At 70.9% G+C, this 25,581-nt stretch carries 29 protein-coding genes, 1 tRNA gene and 1 pseudogene; 11 read left to right on the forward strand and 20 right to left on the reverse strand.

The genetic code is table 11. The features are described 5' to 3' along the window. Positions 1–364: 364 nt before the first annotated feature. On the forward strand, positions 365–2,173 hold the full coding sequence (locus PV341_RS00005) for a thiamine pyrophosphate-requiring protein (protein WP_500329095.1): 1,809 nt from the start codon (positions 365–367) through the stop codon (positions 2,171–2,173). Positions 2,174–2,203: 30 nt separating this feature from the next. Here PV341_RS00005 and PV341_RS00010 read toward each other — a convergent pair whose 3' ends face one another. The 5 genes from PV341_RS00010 to PV341_RS00030 form a co-directional block, all read right to left on the reverse strand. After that, complete coding sequence (locus tag PV341_RS00010; RefSeq protein ID WP_500356313.1) at positions 2,204–2,683, reverse strand: MmyB family transcriptional regulator; 480 nt, start codon at positions 2,681–2,683, stop codon at positions 2,204–2,206. A 347-nt stretch (positions 2,684–3,030) separates the two neighbouring features. Next, positions 3,031–4,050, reverse strand: a complete 1,020-nt coding sequence (locus PV341_RS00015; RefSeq protein WP_500356251.1) for an ABC-2 membrane transporter-related protein — start codon at positions 4,048–4,050, stop codon at positions 3,031–3,033. Next, the gene (locus PV341_RS00020) at positions 4,047–4,961 is read right to left on the reverse strand and encodes an ABC transporter ATP-binding protein (protein ID WP_500329097.1); all 915 of its coding nucleotides are present in this window, start codon (positions 4,959–4,961) and stop codon (positions 4,047–4,049) included. Before PV341_RS00020 ends, PV341_RS00015 begins: the two co-directional genes overlap by 4 nt. 37 nt (positions 4,962–4,998) lie before the next feature. Next, complete coding sequence (locus PV341_RS00025) at positions 4,999–5,265, reverse strand: hypothetical protein (protein ID WP_500329098.1); 267 nt, start codon at positions 5,263–5,265, stop codon at positions 4,999–5,001. Positions 5,266–5,564: 299 nt separating this feature from the next. Then, positions 5,565–6,209 (reverse strand): hemerythrin domain-containing protein, encoded by a 645-nt coding sequence (locus tag PV341_RS00030; RefSeq protein ID WP_500329099.1) that lies wholly within the window; start codon positions 6,207–6,209, stop codon positions 5,565–5,567. Between the two features lie 72 nt (positions 6,210–6,281). On the opposite strand from PV341_RS00030, the gene PV341_RS00035 reads away from it, so the two are divergent. Next, positions 6,282–6,905, forward strand: coding sequence for a TetR/AcrR family transcriptional regulator (locus PV341_RS00035; RefSeq protein ID WP_500329100.1), 624 nt, complete (start codon positions 6,282–6,284; stop codon positions 6,903–6,905). 113 nt (positions 6,906–7,018) lie between these two features. Here the strand turns inward: PV341_RS00035 and PV341_RS00040 are convergent, their stop codons facing one another. The 3 genes from PV341_RS00040 to PV341_RS00050 form a co-directional block, all read right to left on the reverse strand. Beyond that, positions 7,019–8,380: a hypothetical protein gene (locus tag PV341_RS00040; protein WP_500329101.1), complete on the reverse strand. Its 1,362-nt coding sequence runs from the start codon at positions 8,378–8,380 to the stop codon at positions 7,019–7,021. Between the two features lie 65 nt (positions 8,381–8,445). Then, entirely contained in the window at positions 8,446–9,453 is a 1,008-nt protein-coding gene (locus PV341_RS00045; protein ID WP_500356253.1) for a CU044_5270 family protein, read from the reverse strand. Then, positions 9,446–10,018: an RNA polymerase sigma factor gene (locus PV341_RS00050; protein ID WP_500329103.1), complete on the reverse strand. Its 573-nt coding sequence runs from the start codon at positions 10,016–10,018 to the stop codon at positions 9,446–9,448. The genes PV341_RS00045 and PV341_RS00050 overlap by 8 nt, the downstream gene beginning before the upstream one ends. Before the next feature lie 185 nt (positions 10,019–10,203). On the opposite strand from PV341_RS00050, the gene PV341_RS00055 reads away from it, so the two are divergent. Continuing rightward, positions 10,204–11,199 (forward strand): phosphotransferase family protein, encoded by a 996-nt coding sequence (locus tag PV341_RS00055; protein WP_500356254.1) that lies wholly within the window; start codon positions 10,204–10,206, stop codon positions 11,197–11,199. Positions 11,200–11,301: 102 nt separating this feature from the next. Here PV341_RS00055 and PV341_RS00060 read toward each other — a convergent pair whose 3' ends face one another. Beyond that, a complete protein-coding gene (locus tag PV341_RS00060) occupies positions 11,302–11,604 on the reverse strand; it encodes a hypothetical protein (RefSeq protein ID WP_500329105.1) in 303 nt (100 codons plus the stop codon). 285 nt (positions 11,605–11,889) lie between these two features. Here PV341_RS00060 and PV341_RS00065 point away from each other — a divergent pair, with 285 nt between their 5' ends. The 3 genes from PV341_RS00065 to PV341_RS00075 all read left to right on the forward strand — a co-directional run bounded on the left by PV341_RS00065 (position 11,890) and on the right by PV341_RS00075 (position 14,575). Next, on the forward strand, positions 11,890–12,789 hold the full coding sequence (locus tag PV341_RS00065; RefSeq protein WP_500356315.1) for a metal ABC transporter solute-binding protein, Zn/Mn family: 900 nt from the start codon (positions 11,890–11,892) through the stop codon (positions 12,787–12,789). 80 nt (positions 12,790–12,869) lie between these two features. Next, positions 12,870–13,682, forward strand: a complete 813-nt coding sequence (locus tag PV341_RS00070; protein WP_500329107.1) for a metal ABC transporter ATP-binding protein — start codon at positions 12,870–12,872, stop codon at positions 13,680–13,682. Then, positions 13,679–14,575 carry a metal ABC transporter permease gene (locus PV341_RS00075; RefSeq protein ID WP_500356256.1) on the forward strand — a complete coding sequence of 299 codons (897 nt, stop codon included), beginning with the start codon at positions 13,679–13,681 and terminating at the stop codon, positions 14,573–14,575. The genes PV341_RS00070 and PV341_RS00075 overlap by 4 nt, the downstream gene beginning before the upstream one ends. Positions 14,576–14,656: 81 nt before the next feature. On the opposite strand, the gene PV341_RS00080 is transcribed toward PV341_RS00075, so the two are convergent. Further along, positions 14,657–15,526 carry a helix-turn-helix domain-containing protein gene (locus PV341_RS00080; RefSeq protein WP_500329109.1) on the reverse strand — a complete coding sequence of 290 codons (870 nt, stop codon included), beginning with the start codon at positions 15,524–15,526 and terminating at the stop codon, positions 14,657–14,659. 162 nt (positions 15,527–15,688) lie between these two features. On the opposite strand from PV341_RS00080, the gene PV341_RS00085 reads away from it, so the two are divergent. Then, complete coding sequence (locus PV341_RS00085; RefSeq protein WP_500329110.1) at positions 15,689–16,744, forward strand: NAD(P)-dependent alcohol dehydrogenase; 1,056 nt, start codon at positions 15,689–15,691, stop codon at positions 16,742–16,744. 25 nt (positions 16,745–16,769) lie between these two features. On the opposite strand, the gene PV341_RS00090 is transcribed toward PV341_RS00085, so the two are convergent. Then, the gene (locus PV341_RS00090) at positions 16,770–17,243 is read right to left on the reverse strand and encodes an Lrp/AsnC family transcriptional regulator (protein WP_500329111.1); all 474 of its coding nucleotides are present in this window, start codon (positions 17,241–17,243) and stop codon (positions 16,770–16,772) included. Positions 17,244–17,351: 108 nt separating this feature from the next. Here PV341_RS00090 and PV341_RS00095 point away from each other — a divergent pair, with 108 nt between their 5' ends. Next, on the forward strand, positions 17,352–17,852 hold the full coding sequence (locus PV341_RS00095) for a DUF2000 domain-containing protein (protein ID WP_500356258.1): 501 nt from the start codon (positions 17,352–17,354) through the stop codon (positions 17,850–17,852). A 148-nt stretch (positions 17,853–18,000) separates the two neighbouring features. Next, a complete protein-coding gene (locus tag PV341_RS00100; protein ID WP_500356259.1) occupies positions 18,001–18,183 on the forward strand; it encodes a hypothetical protein in 183 nt (60 codons plus the stop codon). A gap of 39 nt (positions 18,184–18,222) precedes the next feature. Here the strand turns inward: PV341_RS00100 and PV341_RS00105 are convergent, their stop codons facing one another. After that, positions 18,223–18,438: a hypothetical protein gene (locus PV341_RS00105; RefSeq protein ID WP_500329114.1), complete on the reverse strand. Its 216-nt coding sequence runs from the start codon at positions 18,436–18,438 to the stop codon at positions 18,223–18,225. Between the two features lie 120 nt (positions 18,439–18,558). Beyond that, complete coding sequence (locus PV341_RS00110; RefSeq protein ID WP_500356261.1) at positions 18,559–18,936, reverse strand: winged helix-turn-helix transcriptional regulator; 378 nt, start codon at positions 18,934–18,936, stop codon at positions 18,559–18,561. A gap of 234 nt (positions 18,937–19,170) precedes the next feature. Here PV341_RS00110 and PV341_RS00115 point away from each other — a divergent pair, with 234 nt between their 5' ends. Next, entirely contained in the window at positions 19,171–19,710 is a 540-nt protein-coding gene (locus PV341_RS00115) for a 2'-5' RNA ligase family protein (RefSeq protein ID WP_500329116.1), read from the forward strand. A gap of 69 nt (positions 19,711–19,779) precedes the next feature. Here the strand turns inward: PV341_RS00115 and PV341_RS00120 are convergent, their stop codons facing one another. The 3 genes from PV341_RS00120 to PV341_RS00130 all read right to left on the reverse strand — a co-directional run bounded on the left by PV341_RS00120 (position 19,780) and on the right by PV341_RS00130 (position 22,061). Continuing rightward, positions 19,780–20,184 carry a hypothetical protein gene (locus tag PV341_RS00120; RefSeq protein ID WP_500329117.1) on the reverse strand — a complete coding sequence of 135 codons (405 nt, stop codon included), beginning with the start codon at positions 20,182–20,184 and terminating at the stop codon, positions 19,780–19,782. Positions 20,185–20,321: 137 nt separating this feature from the next. Continuing rightward, positions 20,322–21,248, reverse strand: a complete 927-nt coding sequence (locus tag PV341_RS00125) for a right-handed parallel beta-helix repeat-containing protein (RefSeq protein ID WP_500356262.1) — start codon at positions 21,246–21,248, stop codon at positions 20,322–20,324. A 207-nt stretch (positions 21,249–21,455) separates the two neighbouring features. After that, positions 21,456–22,061 (reverse strand): helix-turn-helix domain-containing protein, encoded by a 606-nt coding sequence (locus tag PV341_RS00130; protein WP_500356264.1) that lies wholly within the window; start codon positions 22,059–22,061, stop codon positions 21,456–21,458. 132 nt (positions 22,062–22,193) lie between these two features. On the opposite strand from PV341_RS00130, the pseudogene PV341_RS00135 reads away from it, so the two are divergent. Further along, positions 22,194–23,195, forward strand: a pseudogene (locus tag PV341_RS00135) (alpha/beta fold hydrolase). 91 nt (positions 23,196–23,286) lie between these two features. Here PV341_RS00135 and PV341_RS00140 read toward each other — a convergent pair. The 4 genes from PV341_RS00140 to PV341_RS00155 all read right to left on the reverse strand — a co-directional run bounded on the left by PV341_RS00140 (position 23,287) and on the right by PV341_RS00155 (position 25,300). Next, the gene (locus PV341_RS00140; RefSeq protein WP_500356266.1) at positions 23,287–23,718 is read right to left on the reverse strand and encodes a DUF7144 family membrane protein; all 432 of its coding nucleotides are present in this window, start codon (positions 23,716–23,718) and stop codon (positions 23,287–23,289) included. 117 nt (positions 23,719–23,835) lie between these two features. Continuing rightward, positions 23,836–23,910 (reverse strand) — tRNA-Trp (locus PV341_RS00145). A gap of 210 nt (positions 23,911–24,120) precedes the next feature. Then, the gene (locus PV341_RS00150) at positions 24,121–24,678 is read right to left on the reverse strand and encodes a DUF1990 domain-containing protein (protein ID WP_500329122.1); all 558 of its coding nucleotides are present in this window, start codon (positions 24,676–24,678) and stop codon (positions 24,121–24,123) included. Positions 24,679–24,685: 7 nt separating this feature from the next. Further along, positions 24,686–25,300: a hypothetical protein gene (locus PV341_RS00155; protein WP_500329123.1), complete on the reverse strand. Its 615-nt coding sequence runs from the start codon at positions 25,298–25,300 to the stop codon at positions 24,686–24,688. Between the last annotated feature and the right edge of the window lie 281 nt (positions 25,301–25,581).

The following is a 25,581-nucleotide window of genomic DNA, read 5'->3' on the forward strand; positions in this document are numbered from 1 at the left end:
GCGTCGGTCGGCTCTTCGATCCGGGGGTCGGGCACGGTCTCGACCCGTACGTCGTGCTTGCCGTGCCACACGGTCGCCCGCATGATCGATCACTTCCTCCTCGCGGTTGTCCCTCACGGCAGGACCATCGGGTACCCGAGGACACGCCGGTGAACCGCCCGTCCGCATGCTCATCTGGCCGGTCAGTGCCGGGGGCGTTAGACACCGTACGGTCCGGGAACGCGTGACTGGGGCACCGAATCGGTTCACCGACGAGCGGAAGCGGACGACGCTACCACCGTCGCCCTCGTGGCCGGGGCGACCGGTACGGCCGTCACGGTGCGCCGCCACCGACGACGTTGAGCCGAACCGGAGGGTGACTCCCATGTCCATCAAGGTGTCCGACTACGTCCTGCAGCGGCTTCGCGAATGGGACGTCGAGCACGTCTTCGCCTATCCCGGTGACGGCATCAACGGACTGCTCGCCGCCTGGGGCCGGGCGGACGACAACCCGCGGTTCGTCCAGGCCCGCCACGAGGAGATGGCCGCCTTCCAGGCGGTGGGGTACGCCAAGTTCTCCGGCAGGGTCGGCGTCTGCGCGGCCACGTCGGGCCCCGGCGCCATCCATCTCCTCAACGGCCTGTACGACGCGAAGCTCGACCACGTTCCGGTGGTGGCGATCGTCGGGCAGACCAGCCGCAGCGCGATGGGCGGCTCGTACCAGCAGGAGGTGGATCTGCTCAGCCTGTTCAAGGACGTCGCCTCGGAGTACGTGGAGATGGTGACCGTCCCCGAGCAGCTGCCGAACGTCATCGACCGGGCGATGCGGGTGGCGGCCGCGAAGCGGACGGTCACGGCCGTGATCATCCCGGCCGATGTCCAGGAACTCGACTACTCCCCGCCGCAGCACGCGTTCAAGATGGTGCCGTCCAGCCTGGGCATGCCGTCCTTCACCCTGGTCCCCGACGAGGCCGATCTGGACAGGGCGGCCGAGGTGCTCAACGCGGGCGAGAAGGTGGCCGTCCTCATCGGTCAAGGAGCGCGCGGCGCACGGCCCGAGGTGGAGCAGCTGGCCGACACGCTCGGCGCCGGTGTGGCCAAGGCGCTGCTCGGCAAGGACGCGCTGTCGGACGAACTGCCGTACGTCACGGGGGCGATCGGCCTGCTGGGAACCCGGCCCAGCTACGAGCTGATGCAGGACTGCGACACCCTGCTGGTGATCGGTTCCAGCTTCCCCTACAGCCAGTTCCTGCCGGAGTTCGGCAAGGTCCGCGCGGTGCAGATCGACATCGACCCCTTCATGGTCGGCCTGCGCTACCCGTTCGAGGTGAACCTCGTCGGCGACGCCAGGACGACCCTGACGCGGCTGCTGCCGAAGCTGGAACGCACGAAGCACGGCAGCTGGCGCAGGAAGATCGAGAAGGACACGGCCCGCTGGTGGGAGGTCATGGAGCGCCGTGCCGGCGTCGAAGCGGACCCGATCAACCCCGAGTACGTCGTGCACGCGCTGGACGCGCTCCTGCCCGAGGACGTCATCCTGGCCGCCGACTCCGGTTCCGCGGCCAACTGGTACGCCCGGCACCTGCGGATGCGCGGTAGCATGCGCGGTTCCCTGTCCGGCACGCTCGCCACCATGGGGCCCGGTGTGCCGTACGTGATCGGCGCGAAGTTCGCCCACCCGGACCGCCCGGCGATCGCCCTGGTCGGTGACGGGGCGATGCAGATGAACGGGATGGCGGAGCTCATCACCGCCGCCAAGTACTACCGCGAGTGGTCCGATCCGAGGATGGTCGTGGCCGTGCTCAACAACGGCGACCTCAACCAGGTGACCTGGGAGATGCGCGCCATGTCCGGAGCGCCGCAGTTCCTGCCCTCCCAAGCCCTGCCGGACGTCGCCTACGCCGACTTCGCCCGCTCCATCGGCCTGGACGGCCTCCGCGTGGAGAAGCCGGGCGAGGTCGAGGGGGCCTGGCAGCGGGCGCTGGCCGCGGACCGCCCGTTCGTCCTGGACTTCCGCACCGACCCCGCCGTCCCGCCGATCCCGCCGCACGCCACGCTGGACCAGATCGAGGCGGCGGCCGCGTCCGTCCTCAAGGGGGACTCCGACCGCGCCGCCATGGTCCGGCAGGGCTTCAAGGCGAAGGTGCAGGAGATGCTGCCCGGCCGCGGGCGCCACGGCAACGGCGAACCGTGAGGCCGCCCGCCGCGACCGGGGGGCCGCGGCTCAGGTGCCGGGCGCGCGGTCGCCGAGCACCGGGAGCAGTTGCAGCTTCTCGTGGGTCTCCGAGCCCGGGGTGGCGGTGTAGACGAGCAGGGACTGGCCTTGGGCGGCGTCGTACAGCACCTGGCAGTTCAGTTCGAGCAGCCCCAGCTCCGGGTGGAGCAGACGCTTCACCTCGCCGCACCGCACACCGATCTCGTGTGCCTGCCACAGGTCGCGGAACTCCGGGCTCTGGGCGAGCAAGGCCTCGACGATGGCCCCGGCCCGCGAGTCCGCGCCGAGCCGGGAGTAGACCGCGCGCAGGTCGGCGACGAAGCGGCGGCTCAGCCCGGGCCGGTCGTCCTCGTGGTAGGCATGCCTGGCGGCGGGGTCGGTGAACCAGCGGTAGACGAAGCTGCGGGCCGGTCCGGTGAAGCGCGTCTCGTCCCCGAGCAGCGCGACCGACAGGCGCGTCTGCAGCAGGGTCTCCCCCAGCGCGGTGATCCAGCGCGGCGACCACCGGCCCGATGTCCTCCGGCTCCCCGACGCGGCCGAGCGCCGCCCGCTCGGCCATCGCCGTGCGCAGCCCCTCGTCGACGACGTCCGTCCCCGCGGCGCCCAGCGCGAGGGCCGTGGCCCGGCCCAGTCCCCGGTTGCCGCCGGTGATCACCGCGATCCCGTTCACGCTCATGTTCAGCTCTCCTGCATCCTCGGTCCGCGGTCGGGGCCCTGGCCGGGCCCCGAACCGCTCACCACCAGGTTCGGCGGGGGCGCCGCACGGATGAAGGCATCACCGATCCAGGGAGCGCCGGTCCTCCTTTGGCGGGGTCGCCCGAGGAACGCGGATCCGATCAGGCGGGGTTCCGGCGGATCCACCACACGGACAGGGCGGCCAGCGCGACGCCCAGTGCCAGGCACAGGCCCGTGGCCGTCCATTGCAGCGGCCAGAAGTCCGACGCGGGGTGGTACTCCGCCCAGCGGCCGCTGATGCCGCGGGAGGCGAGGCACTGCTTCACGTTCCCGGCGGCGTAGCAGTCCCAGGCCTCGGCCACGCGCCGCCCGTCCTTGGACAGCGGGCCGTCCGCCAGCAGCCACGCGGTCCTGGGGGCCGGCGGTTCCGAGGTGTGCTGCGCGTACGCGGTGCTGACCGGCCAGATGCCGGGCCGGACCGCTTCCAGCAGGGCGAACAGCCCGGCGCCGGTGACGAGGGTCGCCCCCATGGCCAGGACGGTACGGCGCAGGACGAGGCCGAGGGTCGTCCCGAGGAGGTAGAGCAGGACGCTGAGGCCGACGACGACCGGCCCGACCCCGTAGAACGGGTACCACATGTGCCAGTCGAACAGGGGGCCCATGGCCTTGGCGACGGGGTGCCACCACCAGGTCATGGCGGCGGCGATGACGCCGCTGACGACCGCGGTCATGGCGAGCGGCACACCCAGCTTCGCCGCGAACCAGCGCATGCGGGTCACGGACTGGGTGGCCGCCGTGCGGTACGTGCCCGATTCCAGCTCCTGCGCGAGCTGTGGCCCGCCGAGGAACAGCCCGAACAGGAACGGCAGCAGCAGCATCGCCTGGAGCGGCCGCCGCATCGGGAACTGGTACCGCTGCCCGAACGTGTTGAGGCGGCCGAGGCAGGAGTCGGAGTACTCGTGGCCGTGGCAGGCGTCGAGGTGCTGCGCGGCGACGGCCGCGGCGATGTGCTGGTGCTGTACGACGGCGTAGACGGCGATCGCTGCCGCGGCCGCCAGTCCGATCCAGAAGGCGGTGCGGTTCTGCCGCCAGATCAGCCAGGTCAGCCCGTGCAGTCGCGGTCGGCGGCGGACGACGGTGCGCGTGCCGGTGGGCGTGCCGGTGCGGGTGCCGATGCTCATGCCGCCACCACCTCGCGGCCGTTGGTGACCTGCGCGCTCGGGGTGAGCAGCGCGGGTGCGTCGGGCGTCCTGAGGTACCCGAGGACGAGCTCCTCCAGGGTGGCGGCGCGGTGGTCGGCGTCGTGGGGCGGTGCGTCGGGGGTCCGCACCAGCGAGGTGAACCCTCCGTCGCTGCCGGTGGTCGCGATGACCTGGTGGCCGTCCAGATCCTCCCGTCGGCGCGTGGTGAGCTGCCGGTGCCCGGCGAGGAGGAGTTCCACCTCGCCGGCCAGCCGGACGGTGCCGTTGTTGACGAGCACGAGGTAGTCGCAGGCGCTCTCCAGCTCGGAGACCAGGTGCGAGGACATCACGACGGTCGAACCGTGCCGCCGGGCCTCGGACTGGAGGATGTCGGTCATCTGGTGCCGGACCAGGGGGTCCAGGTCGGCCATCGGCTCGTCCAGGAGCATCAGGCGGGGGCGCTTGCCCAGGGCGAGGGCGAAGGCGACGCGGGTGGCCTGTCCGCCCGAGAGGGTGCCGACCCGGGCGTTCAGGGGGACCCCGCCGGCGTCGATGACGGACTCGGCGGTCTCCTGGTGCCAGGTGGGGTTCAGCTCCTGGCCCATGCGCAGGACCTCGCTGACGCGGAACCGCGGGTAGAGGGCCTTCTGCTGGCTGAGGAACGCGGTGCTCCGGCGGGCCCGCGCGCTGCCGGGACGGTGCCCGGACAGCGTGATCGTGCCGGTGGTCGGCGTGATCAGGTCGGCGGCCAGGGACAGCAGGGTCGTCTTGCCCGCGCCGTTGGGGCCGACGAGCGCGCAGACGCGCCCCGCGGGCAGGCGGAAGGAGGTGTCGCGCAGCGCCCACCCGCGGCGGTAGCGCCTGCCCAGCCCGATGGTCTCGACGGCGGGGACGATGGGGGAATCGGTCATGACGTGGTGGCCCGTGTGGTCTTCCTGTGCGTCCCGGTCATTCACCGGCCGGAGGGGCGGCCGGGGCCGCGGCGTACCGGCGGCGCCAGAACAGGGCCAGCAGCGCGGCACCCACGGCGAAGAGGGCCAGGTGGGGCAGTCCGGGGACGGTCAGGGCGGCGCCCCAGAGGGCCAGATGGGCGAGCAGCCGCCCGGCCAGCGGCACACCGCCTAGCAGGAGGAGCGCCACACCGAGCAGGCCGGCGGCGAGCGGTGCGGGGCGCTGGGCCAGGGGGACGGTGTCCGTACGCGAAGTTCGGTTCATGGAAAGGACGCTATGGCGCGGGCCCGGCGCCGGACTTCGGCAGAAAGTCTGCGTTCCACGGGTGACGTAAGTCGCCACCGGCGGCGGCACCCATACCTTCGTCTATTGCTTCGCGCCGCCCGGGCCCGGAGCGTCGCTCCCGGCCGGTTCGCCGGCCTCCGTGCGCCCCGAGGTGTCCAGGGCCGCTCCGGGGCGCACCCTGGAGATGCGGCCCCGCTCCCGCTTGCCGAATCCGCCCTCGGGGCGGGGCCGCCCGGCGTCCGTCCGCCGGCCTGGGCACCCCGCCCCTCGTGCCCAGGTCAGGCCTCGACGCCGCGCAGGCTCCGGAGGTCGTCCGCCGCCTGCTGGCGCAGCACGGGCACGAGCGGCCGCACCGGCTCCGGGAGGGCGGCGAGCATGAGTGCGACCTCCTCGGCGGACCCCACCTCGTCGAGGAATCCGATCATCAGGTGTCCGGCCACGGGCGGCGTGGTGGCGATCACCCGCTGCGAGAAGTCCGCCCAGTACTCGGGCGTGATGTGCTCCCGCAGTGCCGGGAAGAGGACGGGCTCTTCGTGGGCCAGGTGGCTGTGCACCGTGTCGCGTACGGCGACGGCCGCCTCGCGGAGCGCGGCCCGGGCTCCGTCGCCCTCCACGTCGCCCAACTCGACGGCGGCGAGCCGGTCGAGGCCCTCGTCCAGGCGCTCGTGTTCCGCGCTCAGCTCCTTGAGCGCGTCCGCGGCCGACGGTGCGGTCGTCAGGATCCGCGGCCACAGGTCCTCGTCCTCGGTCTCGTGGTGGTGGCGGAGGTTCACCACGAGGAAGTCACGCAGCTGGGCCAGCGTGCTCAGGGGTGCGGAAGGCCGAACGGCCGCCTCCGCCAGCAGTGTCGTGGCTACGCGGTGGACCTCGTGGGCGAGCCGGGTCTCGATGACGGCCATGGGCTCTTGGGAGGAGTGGTTCATGGGGCGGAACATATTCATTAGAAGTAATTATTGTCAATATAGTCACTTACGGTGGAGGGGTACGATGCGTCGGTGACGAGCCGGAAGTACCACTCCCCGCTGCGCGCCCATTCGGCCGCGAGCACGCGCGAAGCGATCCTGAACAGCGCCCAGGCGCTCTTCCTCGCCCGTGGATACGCCGGGGTGACCATCGGGGAGATCGCGGAGGCGGGGAAGGTCGCCGTGCCCACGGTGTACAGCAGCGTGGGGAACAAGCCGAAGATCCTGACGGCCTTGCTGGAGCCGGCCCTCACCGACCCCGCCATCGCCGACTCCCTCGCCGCCGTCGACACCAGCGACGACCCGCGCGCCGTCGTCGAGCTGACCGCCGCGGGCACCCGGCTCACGCACGAACGCCACTGGGAGCTGGTGTACGGGCTCTTCTACCGGGATCCGCCCGGGGAACCGGCTGTCAAGGCGGTGCTGGACAAGGGGGCGGACGACTACGTCCAGGCCCTGAACCGGGTCGCGGACCGCCTCGTGGCGCTCGACGCGCTCCGCTCCGAGGTGAGTCGCGCCGAGGCCGTCGACGTGCTGTGGTTCCACCTCGGCCCGCACGCCTGGATCACGCTCGTCGGCGAACGGGGCTGGGCCTTCGACCGCGCCCAGACCTGGATCGCCCGTGCCGCCTGCCGGGAACTGCTCAAGCAGGCCTGAGGCGACCGTCTCCCTCGACCAGGTGCCCGAGGGCTACCGGGCGATGGACCGGCGCGATGCGCTGGAGGTGCTCATCACTGCGTGAACACCGCGGCACCGGGCCCCGTCCGGCCTCACAAGCCGGCGTCGGCGAGGATGCCATGCATCCGCTCGGGGCGCAGCACGGGGTTGGCGGCGGCACTGTGGACGACCTCCGGATCCGGGTCGTAGAGCAGTCGTTCCAGCAGTGCGTCCGTGATGTTGGGGTGCCGCGCGACCGCTTGACGCAGGAAGGGCTCCTCCGCGGCGGCAAGTCGCTCCAGGACCGGCGGGGGCAGTTCGGGGTCCTGCAGGGCGACGTGACGCACACGGGCATCCGGTTCGTCGGCGAACGTAGGCAACATGTGGCGGGGGAAGTGGGGGTGCTCGACGAGCGGAGGCCGTACGCGGAACTCGTCACCGTGGGCACGTACGAGCCGTTCCAGGACCTCCGGGGGCGTGTCGGGCCGACGGGCGGCGATGCGGCGGACCTGGAGGTCGGGGTCGTCGTCGAGCCGTTGCCACGCCTCCTGGGGCAGGTCGCGGCAGGAGGCCAGTACGCGCCGGAATGCCACATGCGGGCTGTCCAGGTACGTCAGGCGTTCGTCGAGGGGCGCTTCGCTCAGCCAGCCTGGCCTGACGGGGTGCCAGTTCAGCGCGACCTCAGCCTCGATGCTGCCGTCCGCGCGCTGCCGTTCGACGTGGGCGTACAAGTTGTCCCGGGTCTTCGCGTCGACGTGCCGGCTCTGGGCCATCGCGACGCGCACGATCGGATCGTCCACGTCCAGGAGCCGGGCCACCATGTCGGCGGTCAGGTGCGGGTTTCCGGCGACGGCCTGCCGGACGTCCTCGTCCCCGTCTCGCATGAGCGCGAGGAACTGCTCCCCCGTGAGCGGGACGTGGCACGCCACGTTGGCACGGGTGGCGGGGTCGGCGAGGCACCGGTCCCACCACTCCGGCGGAACTCCCGGTCGCTCGTGCGTCGTCGCGGCCGCCCGGACCTGCGGATCGGGGTCGGCGAGCAGGGCCACCTGCACCTCGATGGGCCGCTCCCACCAGGTCTGCGCCACCGCGGCACGCAGCTTCGGGTCCGGCGCGCCGGCCAGTGCCCTCCTCGGCTCGCCATAGGCCTCTTCAAGAGCCTCGATGTGGGTCGGCACGCCGAGGTCGACCATGGAGCGGATGAAGTCCGCGTGCGCGTCGCGGATCGCGGCGTCGGGATGCGCGGCGATCCGGCGGCGCATCTCCGGGGAGATCAGGGACCGGCGCATCAGCACGCCGCTGTCGCTGCCGCCGTGGGTCAGCAGGGCCTCGACGACGGCGTCCGCCAGCCGGCCATCGCGCAGCTCCACCCCGTGCCGACCGGCGGCGTGCGCGGCCAGGCGCACCAGGACGTCGTCGGAAGCCGCGGGATTGCTCCCCAGCCCGGAGAGTCGCGGATGCGTGAGGCTCGTCATGCGCCCAACGTATCCGCACGGCGGACCGGCCGGTGAGCGGCAGGTACTCGTCCCCGCTTCCCCCCTCACATGCTGTCGAGGTAGTTGATGTAGAGGACAACGGCGGGAACCTTGACGTTGAGGGCGCCGGCATCGTTGGTCAACTGCTCGTCGTACGACAGCAGTTGACCACGCCTAGGGTCGAACACGAGGGTCTGAACCTTGGGAAGGCCGCCGTAGGCGGTCGCCACGGAGAAGGCGTCCCCCGATCTGCCCGCGCGATCGCTCACGACGCCGCGGTACTCGAGGCCTTCGACGGTGCTCAGGACCCTCAGCAGCGCGGCCCGCTGGGCCGGGGAGAAGCTGTTGTCGAGGTAGCGCTCGGCGACCGAGTCGAAGAGCTCACCCGCCCCATGCGTCTCGTACCCCGCGCGCAGCCAGCGCTTCATTCCCTCCGCGTCGGAGGGCGCCTCCTGATGGCGGACGTCCTCGGGGTCGGCGGGACCTGCCGAGTCGGTGTACTCCTCCCGTGCGCTCCCCAAAGAGCCGGCGTCCTCCCACGTTTCGCGCTGCTCCGCGGTCTGGAACTGCGGTTCCAGGGTGCGGACGCGCCACGTCTGCGACCCGTCCGGCTTCTTCCACGTCACCCTTCGCTCGGGGACGATCGCGGACGTGACCTGGATGCCGTCGATGCGGGTCGACAGGGACCAACTGTCCTGCACGAAGCGCTCGGTACCGGACGACGGCGAGTCGTCCGGCAGTGCCCCGACCCGCCCGGCAAGGGCCTCGAGGACTTCGGCGGCGGGCCTGTCCGAGTGGCGCAGTGGCAGTGGTTCCGGCGTCACGGCGTACGCGGGCTGCGCTGCCGGGCCGGACACCTGGGGAACCACCACCGCGATGGCCGTCGCCGCTGCTGCCACCGCGACAGCCAGGCCCCACGCGCGGGCCCCGGAGCGCCGGGGCCGCGCCGCTCCGTTCTCGCGGGGGGTCCGCAGGGTCCTCTCCAGCAAGGTCCCGCGCTCGGCTGCGGTCAGGAGCTCCGCCCGACCCATGGCCGGATCCAGGGCCCGGAATCGCTCGTCGGTGTCATGCATCGGATCCACCCCATGTCAGCCTCGGCAACGCGCTGTTCTGAGTGCCCTGTGACGGTCGCTCGATCGCGGCGGGGTGCGAGGCGACCCGTCGGCGCAGACGCTTGCGCGCACGGTGCAGGCGGACCTGGAAGGTGGCGGACGAGCACCCGAGGACGCGCGCCGCGTCCTTCGGCGTCAGCTCCTCCCACAGTGCCAGACGCAGCACCTCTTGGTCGGACTCGCTCAGGCCGTCGAACGCCTGCGCCAACTGGAGACGATCCGCGACGACGTCCGCGTGATCACCGACATCTTCCCTGGGCTGGACGGCAAGCACTTCCAGCAAACCTGCGCGCCGCTGGTCGGCACGGTGGGCGTTGGCCAGGGTCCGCCGTGCCACGCCGTACAGCCACGGCAGCACGTCGAAGGCGGGCGCCTCGTCGAACCTGCGCCACGCGACGAGGAACACCTCGGCGACCACGTCCCTCGCCTGGTCAGGGTGGATGCGACGACGCACGTACGCTTCGACCGCAGGGTAAGTCGCCCTGTACACGCTGGTGAAGCGCTGCTCATCGGTTGTTGTGTCCACATCGCCTCCATCCTGTCTATGTCCGGTCGCGGCGCCCGCTTACAGGCCGGGGTCGAAATCTTCGGCACGTCATAGGCGACCACGGGTTCGGGCGCTCCAGGCCCCTACGGCTAGTCTCTGTGCTGTCGGGGCGCAGCCGGGTGGCAGGGCCCAGGCGGCGGCCGGTGGGCCGGGGAAGGACGGATGTGGACTTCCAGCCGATCCTGCGCGCCGAACACGCCTTTCAGCAGGGCCTGTCCGCGCAGGAGATCCAGGCCGTCGCCGGCCGCGCCTTCGGAGCCGCGGCCCGGGTCGTCTCGGCCGTGGAGCTGGGCCTGGGCATGTACAACAACACGTACCGCCTGACACTGGCCGGGCGGCAACGGCCGGTGATCCTGCGCGTCGCACCGGAGCCACGCAGGCAGTTCCTCTCCGAGCGGGAGCTGATGCGCAACGAGTACGCGAGTGTGCCGTGGCTGTCGGTGGTCGCGCCGTTGATGCCGCGCGTGATCGCCGCCGACTGGTCGCACGAGGTGATCGGGCGGGACTGGATGGTGCAGAGCCTGCTCGACGGCGTGCCGGCGCCGGGCCATCTGGACGCATACCCCCGATCGGCCTGGCCGGGGTTCTTCAGGCAACTGGGCGCGGTGGCCAGGACGGTGCACTCGGTGCGGGGCCCGCACTTCGGGCCGGTCACCGGTCCCGGGTACGCCACGTGGAGCGAGGCGGTCGTCGCCTCGCTCGAGGACATCGCCACCGACCTCGACGGCGTCGGCCTGGACGCGGCGGATCTCCGCAAGGTGGCGGCCCCCGCCATGGAGCGCCGTGCGGTGCTCGACGAGGTCGCCGAGCCACGCATGCTCGCCGGCGACCTGTGGACCGTGAACGTCCTGATCGCCGAGGGTTCTCCCGAGCCCCGGATCACCGGGGTCCTGGACCTGGACCGGACCCTGTGGGGCGACCCGGCGGCGGACTGGACCATCCACATGGCGCGGGCCAGGCCCGGCAGCGAGCGGGACGCGTTCTGGGACGCCGACGGCTACGGCTCGCCGGCGGACTCACCCGCCGCGGTGTGGCGCTCCCACGTGTACCGGGCGCGTCACATCGGTGCGATCCGGCTGGAACACCATCGCCTGGGCAACACCGACGGCGTCCACGGCACCTACGAAGACCTGGCGACCGTGGCGGCGGAACTGGCCTGACATTCGAGCCCGGCCGGGGGCGTACAAGCGGCCCTTTCCGGTGCCGGCGAGGGCGGGCGAGATGACGTGCCGGGCGCTGCACCCGGCAGCCGGCGGAATCCGTCAGTGGTCGTCCCAGTGCCCGTCGTGGGCTGCGTGACGGTGCCCGTCGTGGACGTAGTCGACGTGGTCCCCGTGCGGCACGGCGACGTGGCCGCAACCCTCGGCGTGCTGATGGCCGTGCCCTTCGTGGGCCACGTGGGCCGCAGCATTGCATTCGTCGATGTGGTCGCCGTGGGTGCGGTGGATGTGACCGTCGTGGGCGTAGTCGGTGTGGTCCCCGTGCGGCACGGCGACGTGGCCGCAACCTTCGCCATGAGCGTGCTCGTGCCGATCGTGCGGACGGTGCTGGCCTGTGCTCTCCATCAGGACTCCTTCCATGACGCCTCGCATGCGAACGCGTCGCCGGTTGTTCGTCACCGGTAGAGCATCGACAACCGATAAGCATCGTAGCGCCCGATATGTGCCATTCACACACCCTGACGGTGACGCAACGACCTTCAGGATGCCCTTTGCCCGACCCCTGTCGATAGTGGTATTCATTTTCATCTAAGCTGCCGGTGTGCGTGTGGCCTTGCGCCCACCCGGCAACGCCCCTTCGCAGCCCTTGGAGGCTTCCGTCATGTCCCAGTCCTCTCCCCGTCTCGCCATCTGCTGACCGGTGCCGCGTCACTCGGTCTGCTGGCCGGCTGCGGCGGTTCCTCCGACGGTGCTGCGAGCGCCAAGAGCAGCGCTTCCGCGTCCAGGATCTCCGTCGTCGCCTCCACCGACGTCTACGGCGACATCGTCGAGCGGATAGGAGGCGACCGGGTCGACGTCACGTCGATCATCAGCGATCCCGACCAGGACCCGCACTCCTACGAGGCCGACACCCGCAACCAACTGGCCCTGTCCGAGGCGAAGATCGTCGTGGAGAACGGCGGAGGGTACGACGACTTCATCGACCGGATGCTGAAGAGCGGCAACGCCTCCGCGGACGTCATCAACGCCGTCGAGGTCTCGGGCCGGACCGCTCCGGCCGGCGGAGAGCTCAACGAGCACGTCTGGTACGACTTCCCCTCGGTCAGCAAGATCGCCGACCACGTTGCCGATGCCCTGGGCAAGGCGGACCCGGACCACGCCGGCACCTTCACCAAGAACGCCGCCGCCTTCAAGAAGAGCCTCACCGCGCTGGAGAACAAGGAGGCTTCCCTGAAGTCCGCACACAACGGCGAGGGCGTGGCGATCACCGAGCCCGTGCCGGGTTACCTGCTCGCAGCGTCCGGCCTGGTCAACCAAACCCCCGAAGAGTTCAGCGAGGCCGTCGAGGAGGGCGGCGACGTGTCCGCCAAGGTGCTCAAGGCCACCCTGGACCTCTTCCCCGGCAAGAAGGTCAGGGCCCTGGTCTACAACGAGCAGACCTCCGGCGCCCAGACGGAGAAGGTGAAGTCGGCGGCCGAGGCGGCCGGTGTGCCCGTGGTACCCGTCACCGAGACCCTGCCCGCGGGCAAGGACTACCTGGCGTGGATGAACGACAACGTCGACGCCCTCGTCGACGCCCTGAACAAGTGACCCGGCAGCCCTCGCCGTCGGTCCCCGGGCCCCGCACGGGCAACTCGCACGTTGACGGCAGGCCGGGGCCGCTGATCCGGATGAGGAAGGGCGGTCTCCGGTACGGGGACCGCACCCTCTGGAAGGATCTCGATCTGGACGTGGCGCCCGGGGAGTTCTGGGCGGTGCTCGGACCGAACGGCTCCGGCAAGACGAGTCTCGTCCAGGCCCTTCTGGGGCGCCGGCCGCTCTCCTCAGGCACCCTGCACGTGCTCGGCGACGAGCCCCGTCAGGCCGCGCCCCACATCGGGTACGTGCCCCAGCAGGGGACGGCCATGGCGCACGACATGGTGCGGGCGCGTGATCTGGTGGGTTACGGCCTGGACGGACACCGGTTCGGGCTGCGCCGGCGCGACGCCGCCACCCGGCGGCGCATCGACGCCGTCCTGGACGCCGTCGGCGCTTCGGCCTACGCGAACGCGCCCCTTGGCACCCTCTCGGGCGGCGAACGGCAGCGCGTCCGCATAGGGCAGGCACTTGCCACCGACCCCCGCGTGCTCCTGTGCGACGAGCCCACGCTCTCCCTGGACCTCCACCACCAGCGGGCGGTGACCGAGCTCATCGACCGAAGGCGCCGGGACCACGGGACCGCCGTGGTGTTCGTGACCCATGAGATCAACCCTGTGCTCGACCTGGTGGACCGGGTGCTCTACCTCGCCCCGCAAGGACACCGCACCGGCGCCCCGGAGGACGTGCTGACGTCGCGATCCCTGTCGGCCCTGTACGGCGCGCACGTCGACGTCCTGCGGGTGCGGGGCAGGATCGTCGTCGTCGGTACCCATGACCAGCAGGCCGTGCACCACCCGGGACTTGACGCCGCGGACGCACACGAACCCGACGGAGCAGACCGATGACGGCGGCCGAGATGTGGCAGCAGATGTCCAACTTCCAGGACTACGGCGCCCTGCTCGGCCTGGTGCGCAACTCCCTCATCGTGGGGGGCGCGCTGGGCCTGGTCGGCGGACTGACCGGGGTCTTCGTGGTCCTCCGCGACCTGCCCTTCGCCGTCCACGGGATCAGCGAACTGTCCTTCGCGGGCGCCTCCGCGGCCCTGCTGATCGGGGTGAACGTGGTGGCCGGCTCGATCGTCGGATCGCTCATCGCCGCCGTGGCGATCGGCGTACTGGGCTCCCGCGCCCGGGACCGCAACTCGATCATCGGCATCCTGATGCCGTTCGGGCTCGGCCTCGGCGTCCTCTTCCTCGCGCTCTACAAGGGCCGTTCGGCCAACAAGTTCGGCCTGCTGACCGGCCAGATCGTGGCCGTCGACGATCCGCAGACCGGGTGGATGCTCACCCTGTCCGCGCTGGTGCTGATCGCCCTCGCCGTCATCTGGCGCCCCCTGGCCTTCACCAGCGCCGACGCGCACGTCGCCGAAGCACGCGGCCTGCCCGTCCGCGGGCTGTCCGTGGCCTTCATGCTCCTCCTGGGAATCACGATCGCCCTGTCGGTACAGGTCGTCGGGGCCCTCCTGGTCCTCAGTCTGGTCGTCACCCCTGCCGCTGCGGCCGGCCGGGTCACCGCCTCCCCCGTGCTCCTGCCGTTGCTGAGCGTGCTCTTCGCCGTCCTCGCCGTCGAGAGCGGCATCCTCCTCGCCCTCGGCAGCAGCATCCCCATCAGCCCCTACGTCACGACCATCTCGTTCCTCGTCTACGCCACATGCCGGGCCGTCGGAACACGGCGCGCTCGACACGGGCGGACGACCCGCACGGTGACGGCGGTTGCCGGCGGACCCGTACGCAGCTGAAATCCACCCGGTGACGGCAAGCTTCCTGATGTCGAGCCAGGTCGACCGGCGATCGGACGATCCGCGGGCACCGGCCTGGCCCTACGGCCGGACGTGACGGTCGGCGTCCTCGGCCGCGGGCACGTTCCAGCTGGCCAGGATGCGCAGCTTCTCCTCCGACGGCGAGCCCCGGTCGGCCCTGAAGACGATGACGCTCTGGCCCTTGCCGCCGGGCAGGGCCATCGTCTCGTAGTGCAGGCTCATCTCGCCCACGGTCTCGTTGAAGAACCGCTTCACGCCGTACGAGTGCTCGTACAGCCGGTACTCCGCCCAGTACCGTGCGAACTCCGGCGAGGCCACCGCGATCTCCCCCACGAGCTGCTCCAGCACAGGGTCCGCAGCCCGGTCCGCGGCGACCTGGCGCAGTGCCGCCGCGACCTGGGGCGCGATCCTGTTCCACTCGGGGTAGACGGTCCTGGCCCGGGGGTTGAGGAACGTCCAGCGGGCGAGGTTGCGCTCCTTGACGGGCATGGCGTCGAAGTCGTCGATGAGGAGCCTGGCGGTGTGGTTGACCGCCAGCACCTCCAGTCGCGGCCCGTGCACCATGGCGGGCAGGTCGAGCGCGTGCACCAGGGCGACGACGCCCGGCCTGGCCTTCGCCGGGGGCGGCGCCGAGGGGGTGGGCCGGCTTCCCGCGTTCCGTACCAGTGTGCGGAAGTGCGCGCACTCCAGCTGGTCGAGCTGGAGCGCCTTCTCCACCGCTGCGAGGACCTCCTCGGAGATGCGGCCGATCCGCCCCTGTTCCAGCTTCGTGTAGTAGGCCACGCTCACGCCGGCGAGGGCCGCGACCTCCTCGCGCCGGAGTCCCGGCACCCGTCGGCTGCCGTAGCCGACCGGCAGTCCCGTCCGCCCGGGGTCGATCGCCGCCCGCCGGGAGACGAGGAAGTCCCGCAAGGCCCTCTCAGCGTCCATACCCCAGGTATAGCCGAGCCCCGCCTCCGTGGGGCCCCGAAGGTGGCTCTGCGAGTAGCACCCTCAGCACGGTCACGCTCCCTCTTCGCCGGGGGCCCCGCACCTGGTGCAGTCGAAGACGGAAGTTCTCCCCGTCCGACGTCGCCCCACCAGGAGACAGGCATGCCTTTCGTCGTTCCCGCCCTCGCCGCAGCCGGCCCCGACGCGCCGGTCGAGCTCACGACCATCGAGCGCCGTGACCCGGGCCCTCACGACGTCGTCATCGACATCGCGTACACCGGCATCTGCCACACCGACATCGCCCTCCTGCGCAACCACTGGATGGAGGGCCTGTTCCCCATGGTCCCGGGCCACGAGATCACCGGGACCGTCGTCGCGACCGGCCCGGACGTCACCCGGTACGCCGTCGGGGACCGGGTGGGCGTCGGCTGCTACGTCGACTCCTGCCGCACGTGCGTGAACTGCCTCGCGGGCGAGGAGCAGCACTGCCTCAAGGGTGAGGTCCTCACCTACGGCGCGCTCGACTACGACGAGCGGCCCACCTTCGGCGGCTACAGCCGGAGGATCGTCGTGGACGAGCACTACGTCCTCCGCATCCCCGACGGACTCGCCCTGGACGTCGCCGCCCCGCTGCTCTGCGCGGGGGTCACGATGTACGCGCCGCTGCGCCGCTGGGGCGCGGCGGCGGGCAGGAAGGTCGCCGTCGTCGGCATGGGCGGCCTCGGGCACATCGGGGTGAAGATGGCGCACGCGATGGGCGCGGAGGTCACCGTGCTCAGCCGGAGCCTGTCCAAGCGCGAGGACGGTCTGCGGTTCGGAGCGGACGACTACGTGTCCACCGAGGACGGCTCCTACGTCCGGGATCACGGGCAGGGCTTCGACCTGATCGTCAACACGGTGTCGGGCGGCATCGACACCAACGCCTACCTCGCACTGCTGCGCCTGGACGGCGTGCTGGTCAACGCGGGCGTCACCGCCGAGGCCGCCACCTTCCAGGGCATGCTGCTCGGCAGCCCGCGCCGGATCATCACCTCGACGAAGAACGGCAGCATCCGCGAGAACCAGGAGATGCTCGACTTCTGCGCGAGCCACGGCATCGCCGCGGACATCGAGACCGTGCCCGCGGACCAGGTCAACACCGCTCTGGAGCGTCTGGACCGCGGCGACGTGCGCTACCGCTTCGTCATCGACGTCTCCACCCTCGGGGCGTCGAAGTAGGTGACGGGCGGGTGGGGGGACGGGATCACTCGGCGGGGCCCGGGTGCGGCGTGATCCGGGTGTTGGTGATGTGCTCGTAGACGATCGAGGAACGCACGTCCGCGATCTCGGGGCGTTGGGTGAGCCGGTCGATGACGAACGCGTAGAGCGCGTTGTTGTCGGGGACGGCGACGTGGATGAGGAAGTCCTCCGTGCCCGAGGTCACGTAGACGCCGAGCGTGTCGGGCAGCGCGCTGACCCAGGTGCGGAAGCTCTCGATGACCGTGCGGGACGGGGGCCGGACCCGCACCGCGATGAGGGCCTGGACCGGGCGGCCGATCGCCGCGAGGTCGACGTCGAGGATCGCGCCCCGGATGATGCCGCGCCGGCGCAGTGCCCGGGTGCGGTCGAGGGCGGTGGTGGGAGAGACCCCGACCGCCGCGGCCACCTCCCTGTTGGTCTTCCGTGCATCCGACTGCAGTTCCCGCAGGATCGCCGTATCAATCTCGTCCAGCGCCACCGAAATCCGCCCTTCTCCGATACATGTACGGATGCTTTGCATCAGCTTCGTACGAGTGCATAGCATTCCAGCAGTCCACCCGTACTTGATACCCCGAGGAGTCCGCAGATGGGTGAGTTGCACGAGGCCCGCCAGGACATGCCTGGCATGGCGGTCGGCTTCGCACCGGAGGAGGTGGTCCTGGACCTGTCGACCCGCGACGCGCGACTGAAGTGGGTGGTGGTGGTCGACGAGGCACTGCCGGCGGGCCGGGCGTCGAACGCCGCAGTCTGCGTGGCGGCCCCGACGGCGGCCCGGGTTCCCGGACTGCTCGGCGTGGACGTCACCGACGCCGAGGGCAACGTCCATCCGGCCCTGCCCTGGGTGGGCTGCACGGTGCTGACCGCCGACGCCGCCGCACTGCGCGCGATCCGCGCCAAGGCCGGCGCCTCCGCGGACGTGTTCGTCGCCGACATGCCGGCCGCCGCGCAGCGCACGCTGGTCTACACCGACTACCGCGACGCCGTGGGCAGGACGTCGGCCGAGGCGATGGAGTACTGCGCGGTGAGCATCGTCGGCCCGCGCAACCGCGTCAACAAGATCGTCGGCAGGCTCCCGTTGATGTCCTGAGGTCACGCGCGCGGAAGCGACCCCTTGGGCCCGGGGGCGCTGGGCGCTGGGCGCCGGCGGCATGCGGCACGCCCGGGTGAGGGGCGCCGCCGCGCGCCCTTCGCGGTTGCTGTTGCAGGCTGGGGTTACGCGCACCGAGGGGCCGCCGGTGATCGTGGAACCGCCGGTCGACGGACGAAGGGTCGTGATCCGGGGCGAGTACTTCGGCACCGCGCACTCCCTGGCGGACCTGTTGCGGTACCTGTGGCTCGCCGGGTACGACGCGGGGACGGTCAGCTTGACCGACCCCGGTCAGGTGGAGTGGCGTGGGGGCGGCGCGGAGGCGTGGTGATGCCGCCCGGCGCATCCGTGGGGGCCGGCGGGAGCGGGGTCAGCGGGGCGAGGTGTAGCGGGAGCCCGGCCGTAGCCGTACCGCCCTGACGCGCTGCTGTTCGGTGAGCCTGTCGTCCTGGCAGTCCCCGCAGAGTTCGTGCCGGCCTTGGTCGGTGATGACGGTTCCCCAGCCGAAGCAGGCTCCGCATTCGCGGGCCAGGTCGACGTTCGCGCGGGGAGTGGGGTAGGGCAATCCCTCTGCTCCTCGGGTCATGAGACACCCCTCTGCTCTGCTCTCGGAGATTTTGCGTGGTTATTACCCATTCACCAGCACATACACCCATTCCGGGGCATTTCCGAGTCAGCGGCCCCTCCTCCCCCGCCCCCGCCCCCGCTACCGGGCTCGACGCAAACGACGTGCACTCCACTGCGCGAGGGGCTGCAGGGCCGCGATGAGCGCCTGGCCGTCGGGGGCGAGGGCGTAGCGGACCTGCACCGGGGTGCTCGGGATGACGGAGCGCTCGATGAGGCCCTCGGCCTCGAGTTCCTTCAGGCGCTGGGCGAGCAGCCGGTCGGAGATCCCGGCGATGACGGCGCGGTACTCGCCGAACCGGCGCGCACCCTGGGCCGCCGCGGCCAGGATCGCGCCCGTCCAGCGGCGTCCGACGAGCTCGACGGCGCCTTGGAAGCTCGGGCACGCCTCGTCGTGGACCGAGCCGCGCTCCAGGTGCAGCGGCTGGGGGCTGATCGTCTCGTGGGATCCCGTGGTCATCCTTCGGAGCGTAGCCCCGTCTGCCGACCGGGCGGGCCTCGTGCCTGGTAAGGCCGGTACCAGGAAGGGTCTTCCCTGGCGGCCGGCCTCCCTCCGAGGACCAGGCGTGCGGACGCCCCCGAGACACGACGCGCACGCCGGTTCCGGGAGCTGTCGCAGGCACCGCGGCGAGCAGTGGTCACGGACACATGATGAGTGCTGTCGCCGGCTTCCGAGGTGGCAGCATGCGGTGTCATGGCGGATGACAGCAGCGGTGGATTTCAGGCAGGCCGGACAGGACTCATCGTCAGGATCCCGGACGCCGAGCCGGCCGTCCGCGCATGGCGTGAACGGTTCGATCCGTCAGCCCAAGCAGGAGTACCCGCACATGTCACGGTGCTCTTCCCGTTCCTCGACGAGAACCGAATAGATGCGCGTGTCCACTCGGCTCTCACTGATGTTCTCGGCAGCCGTCACGCCTTTGACCTGCGGTTTGACAGCTGTGGGCGGTTTCCGGGAGTGCTGTATCTCGCTCCTGAGCCCGACGCGCAGTTGCGGGTGCTCACTGAGGTGATCGCTGAGCGGTGGCCCGAAGCCCCTCCCTACGGAGGCCAGTTCAGCGAGATCGTGCCGCACCTGACCGTCGCTGACGGTCAGGACGATGAAGTTCTGGATCAGATTGAGGCCGAACTGCTCAGCAAGCTCCCCTTCACGTCCCGGGTCTCATCAGTCGACCTCATCGTGCATGACGGTGCGAATTGGCAAGAACGGGCGTCGTTCGCGCTCCTTGAATGAACGGGCCGTGAGCTTGGCCGGCCCGCAACGAGCGGCGGACCAGAGACGCGTACGGCCGCCGACCTGGAGTCACGTCCGCGCGTCGAGGCGGTGCTGCAAGCGACCATCCGGGCCGAAGACGTCCATCAGGTACCCCTTATTCAAGGAGACCCCTTCCTCACGCCGCAGGAAATCGGTGATCGATCCCTTGAGCTCCTCGAAGGGCTTGGGATCATCGTCCGAGTTGTGCGTCCACACCGTCACCAGGGGAACCCCGCCAGGGCCGGAACCGCGCAGAAGCCCGTACACGTCCGTCACTCCGCCGGAATGGCGGTAGTGCTCGGCCAACTGGACCGCGGGATCAGGCGCGACCGTGGAGGTGACCGTCGGGCCAGGGGTGTAGCCATCGGTGGCGGAAGCACTGTGCTCGGTACAGCCGGACAGCAGGGTGACAGATCCGGCACAGGCCAGGGCCACGCGGGCGATTCTCTTCATCGCATGATTTTCACCCGGTCACGAGGGGGCGCACCGGCATTCCGCGGGTCTTGAACGTGGGATTGGCTGGGAGTGATCGACACCAAGCGGACGTTGGCGCGATCTTTGGCCGGGGGCCGGCGGGGGAAGGTGGGGGTTCAGCCGGTGCAGCCGGGGACGGGAACGGGCCCGCCGCAGTTGTCCGGGCGGTTGTTGCGCACCGTGGAGCCGGTCAGTGTCACCGTGCCGTCCTTGTTGTAGACGCCACCGCCTTCGGTTCCGGCGGTGTTGTCGCCCACCGTGGAACCGATCAGCGTCACCGTGCTGTTGATGTCGTTCCAGATGCCGCCGCCGACGGTTCCCGTCGTGTTGCCGCCCACCGTGGAACTGGTCAGCGTCACCCTGCTGTTGAAGATGTTGTAGATGCCGCCACCGGCCCTTGCCGCCGTGTTGTGGCGCACCGTGGAGCCGGTCAGCGTCGCCGTGCCGTTGAAGTTGTTGTAGATGCCGCCGCCGTCGATGGTCGACGTGTTGTGCTCCACGGTGGAGCCGGTCAGCCGCACGGTGCCGAAGTTGATGATGCCGCCGCCGGAGTGTGAGGTGTTGTCGCGCACCGTGGAGCCGGTCAGCGTCACCGTGCCGTTGACGTCGTTGTAGATGCCGCCACCCGGGCCTGCCGTGTTGTGCTCCACCGTGAAGCCGGTCAGGTCCAGCGTGCCCCCGTTGTTGCGGATGCCGCTGCCGGTGCCGTTGGTGATGGTCAGCGTGTCCAGTCGCACCCGGACGGCTCCGGTCACGGTCACGGTGGAGCCGGCTTTGTTGCCGTCGAGGACGGCGGGTTTGAGGCCGATCAGGGTCAGGTCCTTGGTGATGGTGAAGGGGCCGGTGCAGGTCCCGCTCACCAGGAGCGCCGCGCCCGGGGCGGCGCTGTTGATGGCCGGCTGCAGGGCTATGGGGTTGCCGCGGCAGTCGACCACGGTGAGTTGGCCGGCCGCGGCCGGGATCGCCCCGACCAGGCCGCCCGCGCCCGACGTCGCCGCCAGCACCGTCGACGACAGCGCAGCACGAACTGATCCCTTGAGCATGCAGCTTCTCCTGTCTCCGCGCGGGGCACGCCCGGGCTCCTGCATGGCCATCGCACCCACACCCGAAGACCACCGGTGCCCCGGTGGTGTGGGAGGCACGCCGACGTCAGGCCTCACACCCCCCGAACGGCCCGGGACAATGACCCGTGCGGCCGAAGGGCGGCCCCAGGCGACTTCGGTCCGGCGCCGGGGCTGGTTTCGAGCACCTCAGAAGCTGTCGTGGTGGGCCGTCGGCTGGACGCGGGGGCGTAGGCGCTCGCCTTGGGGCCCGTACATGATCAGGTATTCGACCGGCGCGCCGAGACCCGCGTTGGCGAATCCATGAGGGGTGCGGGTGTCGAACTCGGCGACCTCTCCTGAGGTCAGGAGGAGGTCATGGTCGCCGAGTGCCAGCCACAGCCGCCCGGACAGCACGCAGAGCCATTCGTATCCTTCGTGCGACGACTGGTGCGGCCGTGGGGGCTGTTCGTCGGTGGCCGGCAGGACGTGCTTGTGCGCGTGCAGCCCTCCGACATAGTGGGTCAGCGGCAGTACCGCCTTGTCGTCCACCGCGCGCTGCACCGGGCGGGACGGCCGCTGCGCGGGGGCCTCGGCTGTGCCGGCCAGAGCGTCCAGGGAGACGCCATACGCCTTCGCCAGGCGCAGCAACAGTTCCAGATTCGGTCTGCGCAGGCCGTTCTCGACCCGTGACAGCGTGCTGGAGGCGATCCCGGTTGCCCGGCTGACCTCGGAGAGCGTGTCCCCGCGCTTCTCGCGCGCGTCCCGCAGCCGCGGCCCCATGGCGGCCAGGACCACGGCGACGTCGTCCGCCATTCCACTTCGCCTCCCTCGTGTGTCCGTCCTGACCTGCCATTTTGCCAGTTTGTCAACGCGGCTCGCATCCCCGCCCGTCGACAGCGGATGATCGACGGGTACCGCGGCCACCGGGGAACCCGAGGAGAAGCCATGCACCAGCCCACGCCGTCCGGCGACCTGCGCCACCACACCGTCGACGCGCCTGCCGGACGGCTGCACCTGGTCGAGCAAGGCAGCGGGCCGCTCGTCCTGCTCGTCCACGGCTTCCCCGAGTCCTGGTACTCCTGGCGCCACCAGCTCCCGGCCCTGGCGACGGCGGGATACCGGGCGGTGGCAATGGACGTGCGCGGCTACGGCCGCTCCTCCAGGCCGACCGAGACGAGCGAGTACCGCATGCGCGCCCTGGTGGAGGACAACGTCGCCCTGGTGCACGCGCTGGGCGAGGAGACAGCGGTGGTCATCGGCCACGACTGGGGCGCGAACATCGCCGCCGCTTCCGCCCTGCTGCACCCCGACGTCTTCCGCGCCGTGGGCCTGCTCAGCGTCCCCTAGGCCCCGCCCGGCGGTCCGCGCCCCAGCGACGTCTTCGCGCGGATGGGTGGAGACCAGGAGTTCTACGTCTCTTACTTCCAGCAGCCGGGCCGGGCCGAGGCAGAGATCGAGCCCGACGTCCGGGGCTGGCTCGCGGGCTTCTACGCCGCCCTGTCCGCCGGCACCATGCCGGCCCCGGGACAGCCCGACCCGCACTTCGTCAGCGCAGGCGGAACCCTGCGCGACCGCTTCCCCGCCGACCGGCTCCCCTCCTGGCTCACCGAGGCCGACCTCGACCACTACGCCGGGGAGTTCGAGCGCACCGGCCTCACGGGAGCACTCAACCGCTACCGCAACATGGACCGCGACTGGGAGGACCTCGTCCAGTTCAACGGCGTCCCCCTGACCCAGCCGTCCCTGTTCATCGGCGGCACCCTGGACGCCTCCACCACCTGGATGTCCGACGCGATCGACGCCTACCCGACCACTTTGCCCGGCCTGGTCTCCTCCCACCTCCTGGACGACTGCGGCCACTGGCTCCAGCAGGAACGGCCCCACGAGGTCAACCACCTGCTGACCAACTGGCTTGCGGCACTGCCTCAGCCGGCACTCCTGCGATAGCGGATCAGCGCGCCGGCGAGGCCGAAGCGGGCGAGGAAATGCTGCACCCAGCTTGGCTGCCGCTACTCGCCGACGGGATACGAAGCCCCGTTCAGTGGCCGCCGCTGGACCCGACGTGGAACCTGGTCAGGGTGAACACGATGATGAGGTCGAGAACCATCACAGGAATCGCCCATGCGGGGTAATACGGAACGAACATGAACTGGGTGATCAAACTGATCCCCGCCACCGCTGCGCCGGCCCCGCGACCCCAGCTCTTGTTCATCAGGACACCGAAACCGGCGACGACGAGCGCCACTCCGATGACGAGGTGGATGACTCCCCAGGCGGTCAGGTCGAACTCGTAGGCGTAGTGGGACGACGTGACGAACAGCGTGTCCTTCGCAATGGCGGTCGCACCCATGAGGATGCTGAGCGGCCCGCTCAGCATCAGCAGGGACCCGGCGGCCACGGACGCGCCACTGAGCATGTCGCCGCCGCCGGGGCCCCCGTTTCCTTGCCGCGCTGTGGGCATCGCTGTCATGACCGCCGCCTCTCCAGTACGGCGCGGTCACCGACGCACACTGCTTGTACGAGAGCGGCCACGCTGTCTCTGACAGCATCACCACAAACGTTCGCCACCGCGACCGGATGGGTCGGGCGAAGCCGACCGGATTCGAACCGATGTCCTCGCGATTTTGGAGACCGCGCGCGACTACCTCTGCGCTACGGCTTCGCCCGGCTGGGATCCTAGTCCCTCCGGCCATGCGCGCAGCGTACGGGCGCTTCCCCGTCAGAACCCCGCACGTTCCGGGTCCGTTGGTGCGTGTCAGCGGCTTGTCCGTAGCCATCTGCGTCCGCGTCTGAGAACCGCGACGGACGGGGTCGTCGTCATCGACATGGAACGAGGCGTTCGAGCCCGCCGGATGAGCCTCAGGGAACAAGGTCAAGACGCCGGCATCAGGGCACGTAGGTAACGGCGCCGGAAGAATCGCTGTGCCAAGAGCAACGCCGGGAACAGCGGCCGCCATGGTCCGTGGGGAGCGGCACGGGTCAGGGAGCGAATCGTCAGTGCGACCCTACCGTCGGGTGAGCGGTGGACGACGAAGGACTCCTCGCCACGGACAGGATGCCCGGGCAGAGTCCCATAGGCGAAGCCGCAACGGTCCGGCATGTCGACCACCGCCACGACCCGCACGGGCTCCCGCACCACGAACGGGCCGAAGCCTGCGGTGATCCGGTACTCAGCTCCCTCGGCGACCTTCTCCCCGGCGTTGTCACGGCCCGTGACGGTGAAGCCGCTTCGCCGCTTCACACCCCAGCGCAGAACGGCGTCCGCCGCGGCGCGCCAGTCCGCGTCCCCGCGTCCGATGACGACGGTGCGCGAGAAGGGCCGCAAGCCCGTGCCCTCCCCCGACCACTGCTGCTCCGCGGGACGCGTCGCTCCGACAGCGCCGTAGTTGAGCGCACCACTCGAAGGGCGGCTCGTACTGCGCTCAGGCATGAGACACCTACCGAACGGTGGACGGTGATGACTCCAAGACGTGGCCCGCCCGCAAAACGGTGTAGACGAGGGCGGCCTGGTTCCGCCCGGAGGAGACGACCACGGTCGCCGTGCCGCCGCCGGCGAGATCCATCGCATGGAAGGCGGCGCGTGGGTCTGTCATGAGAGGCGGCCAGGGTCGCGCTGTGCCACTCCAGCTGAGTGGCTCGCGCGCGCTGTCCTTCGACCGCTCGCTGGGCGTGGACGGCCCAGCCGCCGAGGGCGACGGCGGTGACCAGGCAGGCTGCGGCGGCCAGGTGCGGAAGCGTCTGTCGCCGCTGACACCGAACAGGAGCGCTCCGGCCGCTGCCGCGCGCCGGTGACGGATGCCCGGCAGTCCGAGCGCGACGGTCAGTGCGCCCAGCACGAGGAGGGTGCCGAGCTGCAGCACGAGCTTGTCGTGGGTGACGAACGAGCGGATCGCCCAGTCCTTCACCGCGGCGGGAGTGCGGTCGATCGCCGCTCCGCCCACCGCCACCACCGGCCCGGCCTGCTGCCGCACCACCCCGGCGACGGCGGCCAGCAGACCGGAAAGCGCGGCGGGGCCGCCACGTGCCAGGTGCTGCTTGCTGTGGATCCTCACGCAAGTGATGCGCCACCCAGGCGGCCCCGCGATTGGTGCACCACCCAATCGAGTGAAGCGACGCGTCCCCGGAAGTGCGGAACAGGTGGGCCGCGCAGGCAGGTGCGGCCTCGACCGAGGCCGTGCCACGACGGGTTCGTCGCCGGGTCGCGCACCGGCCGAGGGCCGCAGGCGTGGGCGCCGGCACGTCGTCGTGTCGGCCGCGGTCGGGTTCCCCCAGGCGGGAGCATGGTGGGACGGTCGTCGTCCGCGGTGCCCCTGTCCGGGCAGACGCTCGTGGC

Source organism: Streptomyces sp. PA03-1a (assembly GCF_033792805.1).
Taxonomy (GTDB): Bacteria; Actinomycetota; Actinomycetes; order Streptomycetales; family Streptomycetaceae; genus Actinacidiphila.

Coding starts and splice junctions, on each gene's coding strand:
- PV341_RS00095 (WP_500356258.1), top strand. CDS start 17,352: ATGGGTGAGTTGCACGAGGCCCGCCAGGACATGCCTGGCATGGCGGTC.
- PV341_RS00105 (WP_500329114.1), bottom strand. CDS start 18,438: ATGACCCGAGGAGCAGAGGGATTGCCCTACCCCACTCCCCGCGCGAAC.
- PV341_RS00070 (WP_500329107.1), top strand. CDS start 12,870: ATGAGGAAGGGCGGTCTCCGGTACGGGGACCGCACCCTCTGGAAGGAT.
- PV341_RS00110 (WP_500356261.1), bottom strand. CDS start 18,936: ATGACCACGGGATCCCACGAGACGATCAGCCCCCAGCCGCTGCACCTG.
- PV341_RS00040 (WP_500329101.1), bottom strand. CDS start 8,380: ATGACGAGCCTCACGCATCCGCGACTCTCCGGGCTGGGGAGCAATCCC.
- PV341_RS00080 (WP_500329109.1), bottom strand. CDS start 15,526: ATGGACGCTGAGAGGGCCTTGCGGGACTTCCTCGTCTCCCGGCGGGCG.
- PV341_RS00020 (WP_500329097.1), bottom strand. CDS start 4,961: ATGACCGATTCCCCCATCGTCCCCGCCGTCGAGACCATCGGGCTGGGC.
- PV341_RS00115 (WP_500329116.1), top strand. CDS start 19,171: ATGGCGGATGACAGCAGCGGTGGATTTCAGGCAGGCCGGACAGGACTC.
- PV341_RS00045 (WP_500356253.1), bottom strand. CDS start 9,453: ATGCATGACACCGACGAGCGATTCCGGGCCCTGGATCCGGCCATGGGT.
- PV341_RS00030 (WP_500329099.1), bottom strand. CDS start 6,209: ATGAACCACTCCTCCCAAGAGCCCATGGCCGTCATCGAGACCCGGCTC.
- PV341_RS00005 (WP_500329095.1), top strand. CDS start 365: ATGTCCATCAAGGTGTCCGACTACGTCCTGCAGCGGCTTCGCGAATGG.
- PV341_RS00085 (WP_500329110.1), top strand. CDS start 15,689: ATGCCTTTCGTCGTTCCCGCCCTCGCCGCAGCCGGCCCCGACGCGCCG.
- PV341_RS00130 (WP_500356264.1), bottom strand. CDS start 22,061: ATGGCGGACGACGTCGCCGTGGTCCTGGCCGCCATGGGGCCGCGGCTG.
- PV341_RS00125 (WP_500356262.1), bottom strand. CDS start 21,248: ATGCTCAAGGGATCAGTTCGTGCTGCGCTGTCGTCGACGGTGCTGGCG.
- PV341_RS00150 (WP_500329122.1), bottom strand. CDS start 24,678: ATGCCTGAGCGCAGTACGAGCCGCCCTTCGAGTGGTGCGCTCAACTAC.
- PV341_RS00120 (WP_500329117.1), bottom strand. CDS start 20,184: ATGAAGAGAATCGCCCGCGTGGCCCTGGCCTGTGCCGGATCTGTCACC.
- PV341_RS00025 (WP_500329098.1), bottom strand. CDS start 5,265: ATGAACCGAACTTCGCGTACGGACACCGTCCCCCTGGCCCAGCGCCCC.
- PV341_RS00060 (WP_500329105.1), bottom strand. CDS start 11,604: ATGGAGAGCACAGGCCAGCACCGTCCGCACGATCGGCACGAGCACGCT.
- PV341_RS00015 (WP_500356251.1), bottom strand. CDS start 4,050: ATGAGCATCGGCACCCGCACCGGCACGCCCACCGGCACGCGCACCGTC.
- PV341_RS00075 (WP_500356256.1), top strand. CDS start 13,679: ATGACGGCGGCCGAGATGTGGCAGCAGATGTCCAACTTCCAGGACTAC.
- PV341_RS00140 (WP_500356266.1), bottom strand. CDS start 23,718: ATGACAGCGATGCCCACAGCGCGGCAAGGAAACGGGGGCCCCGGCGGC.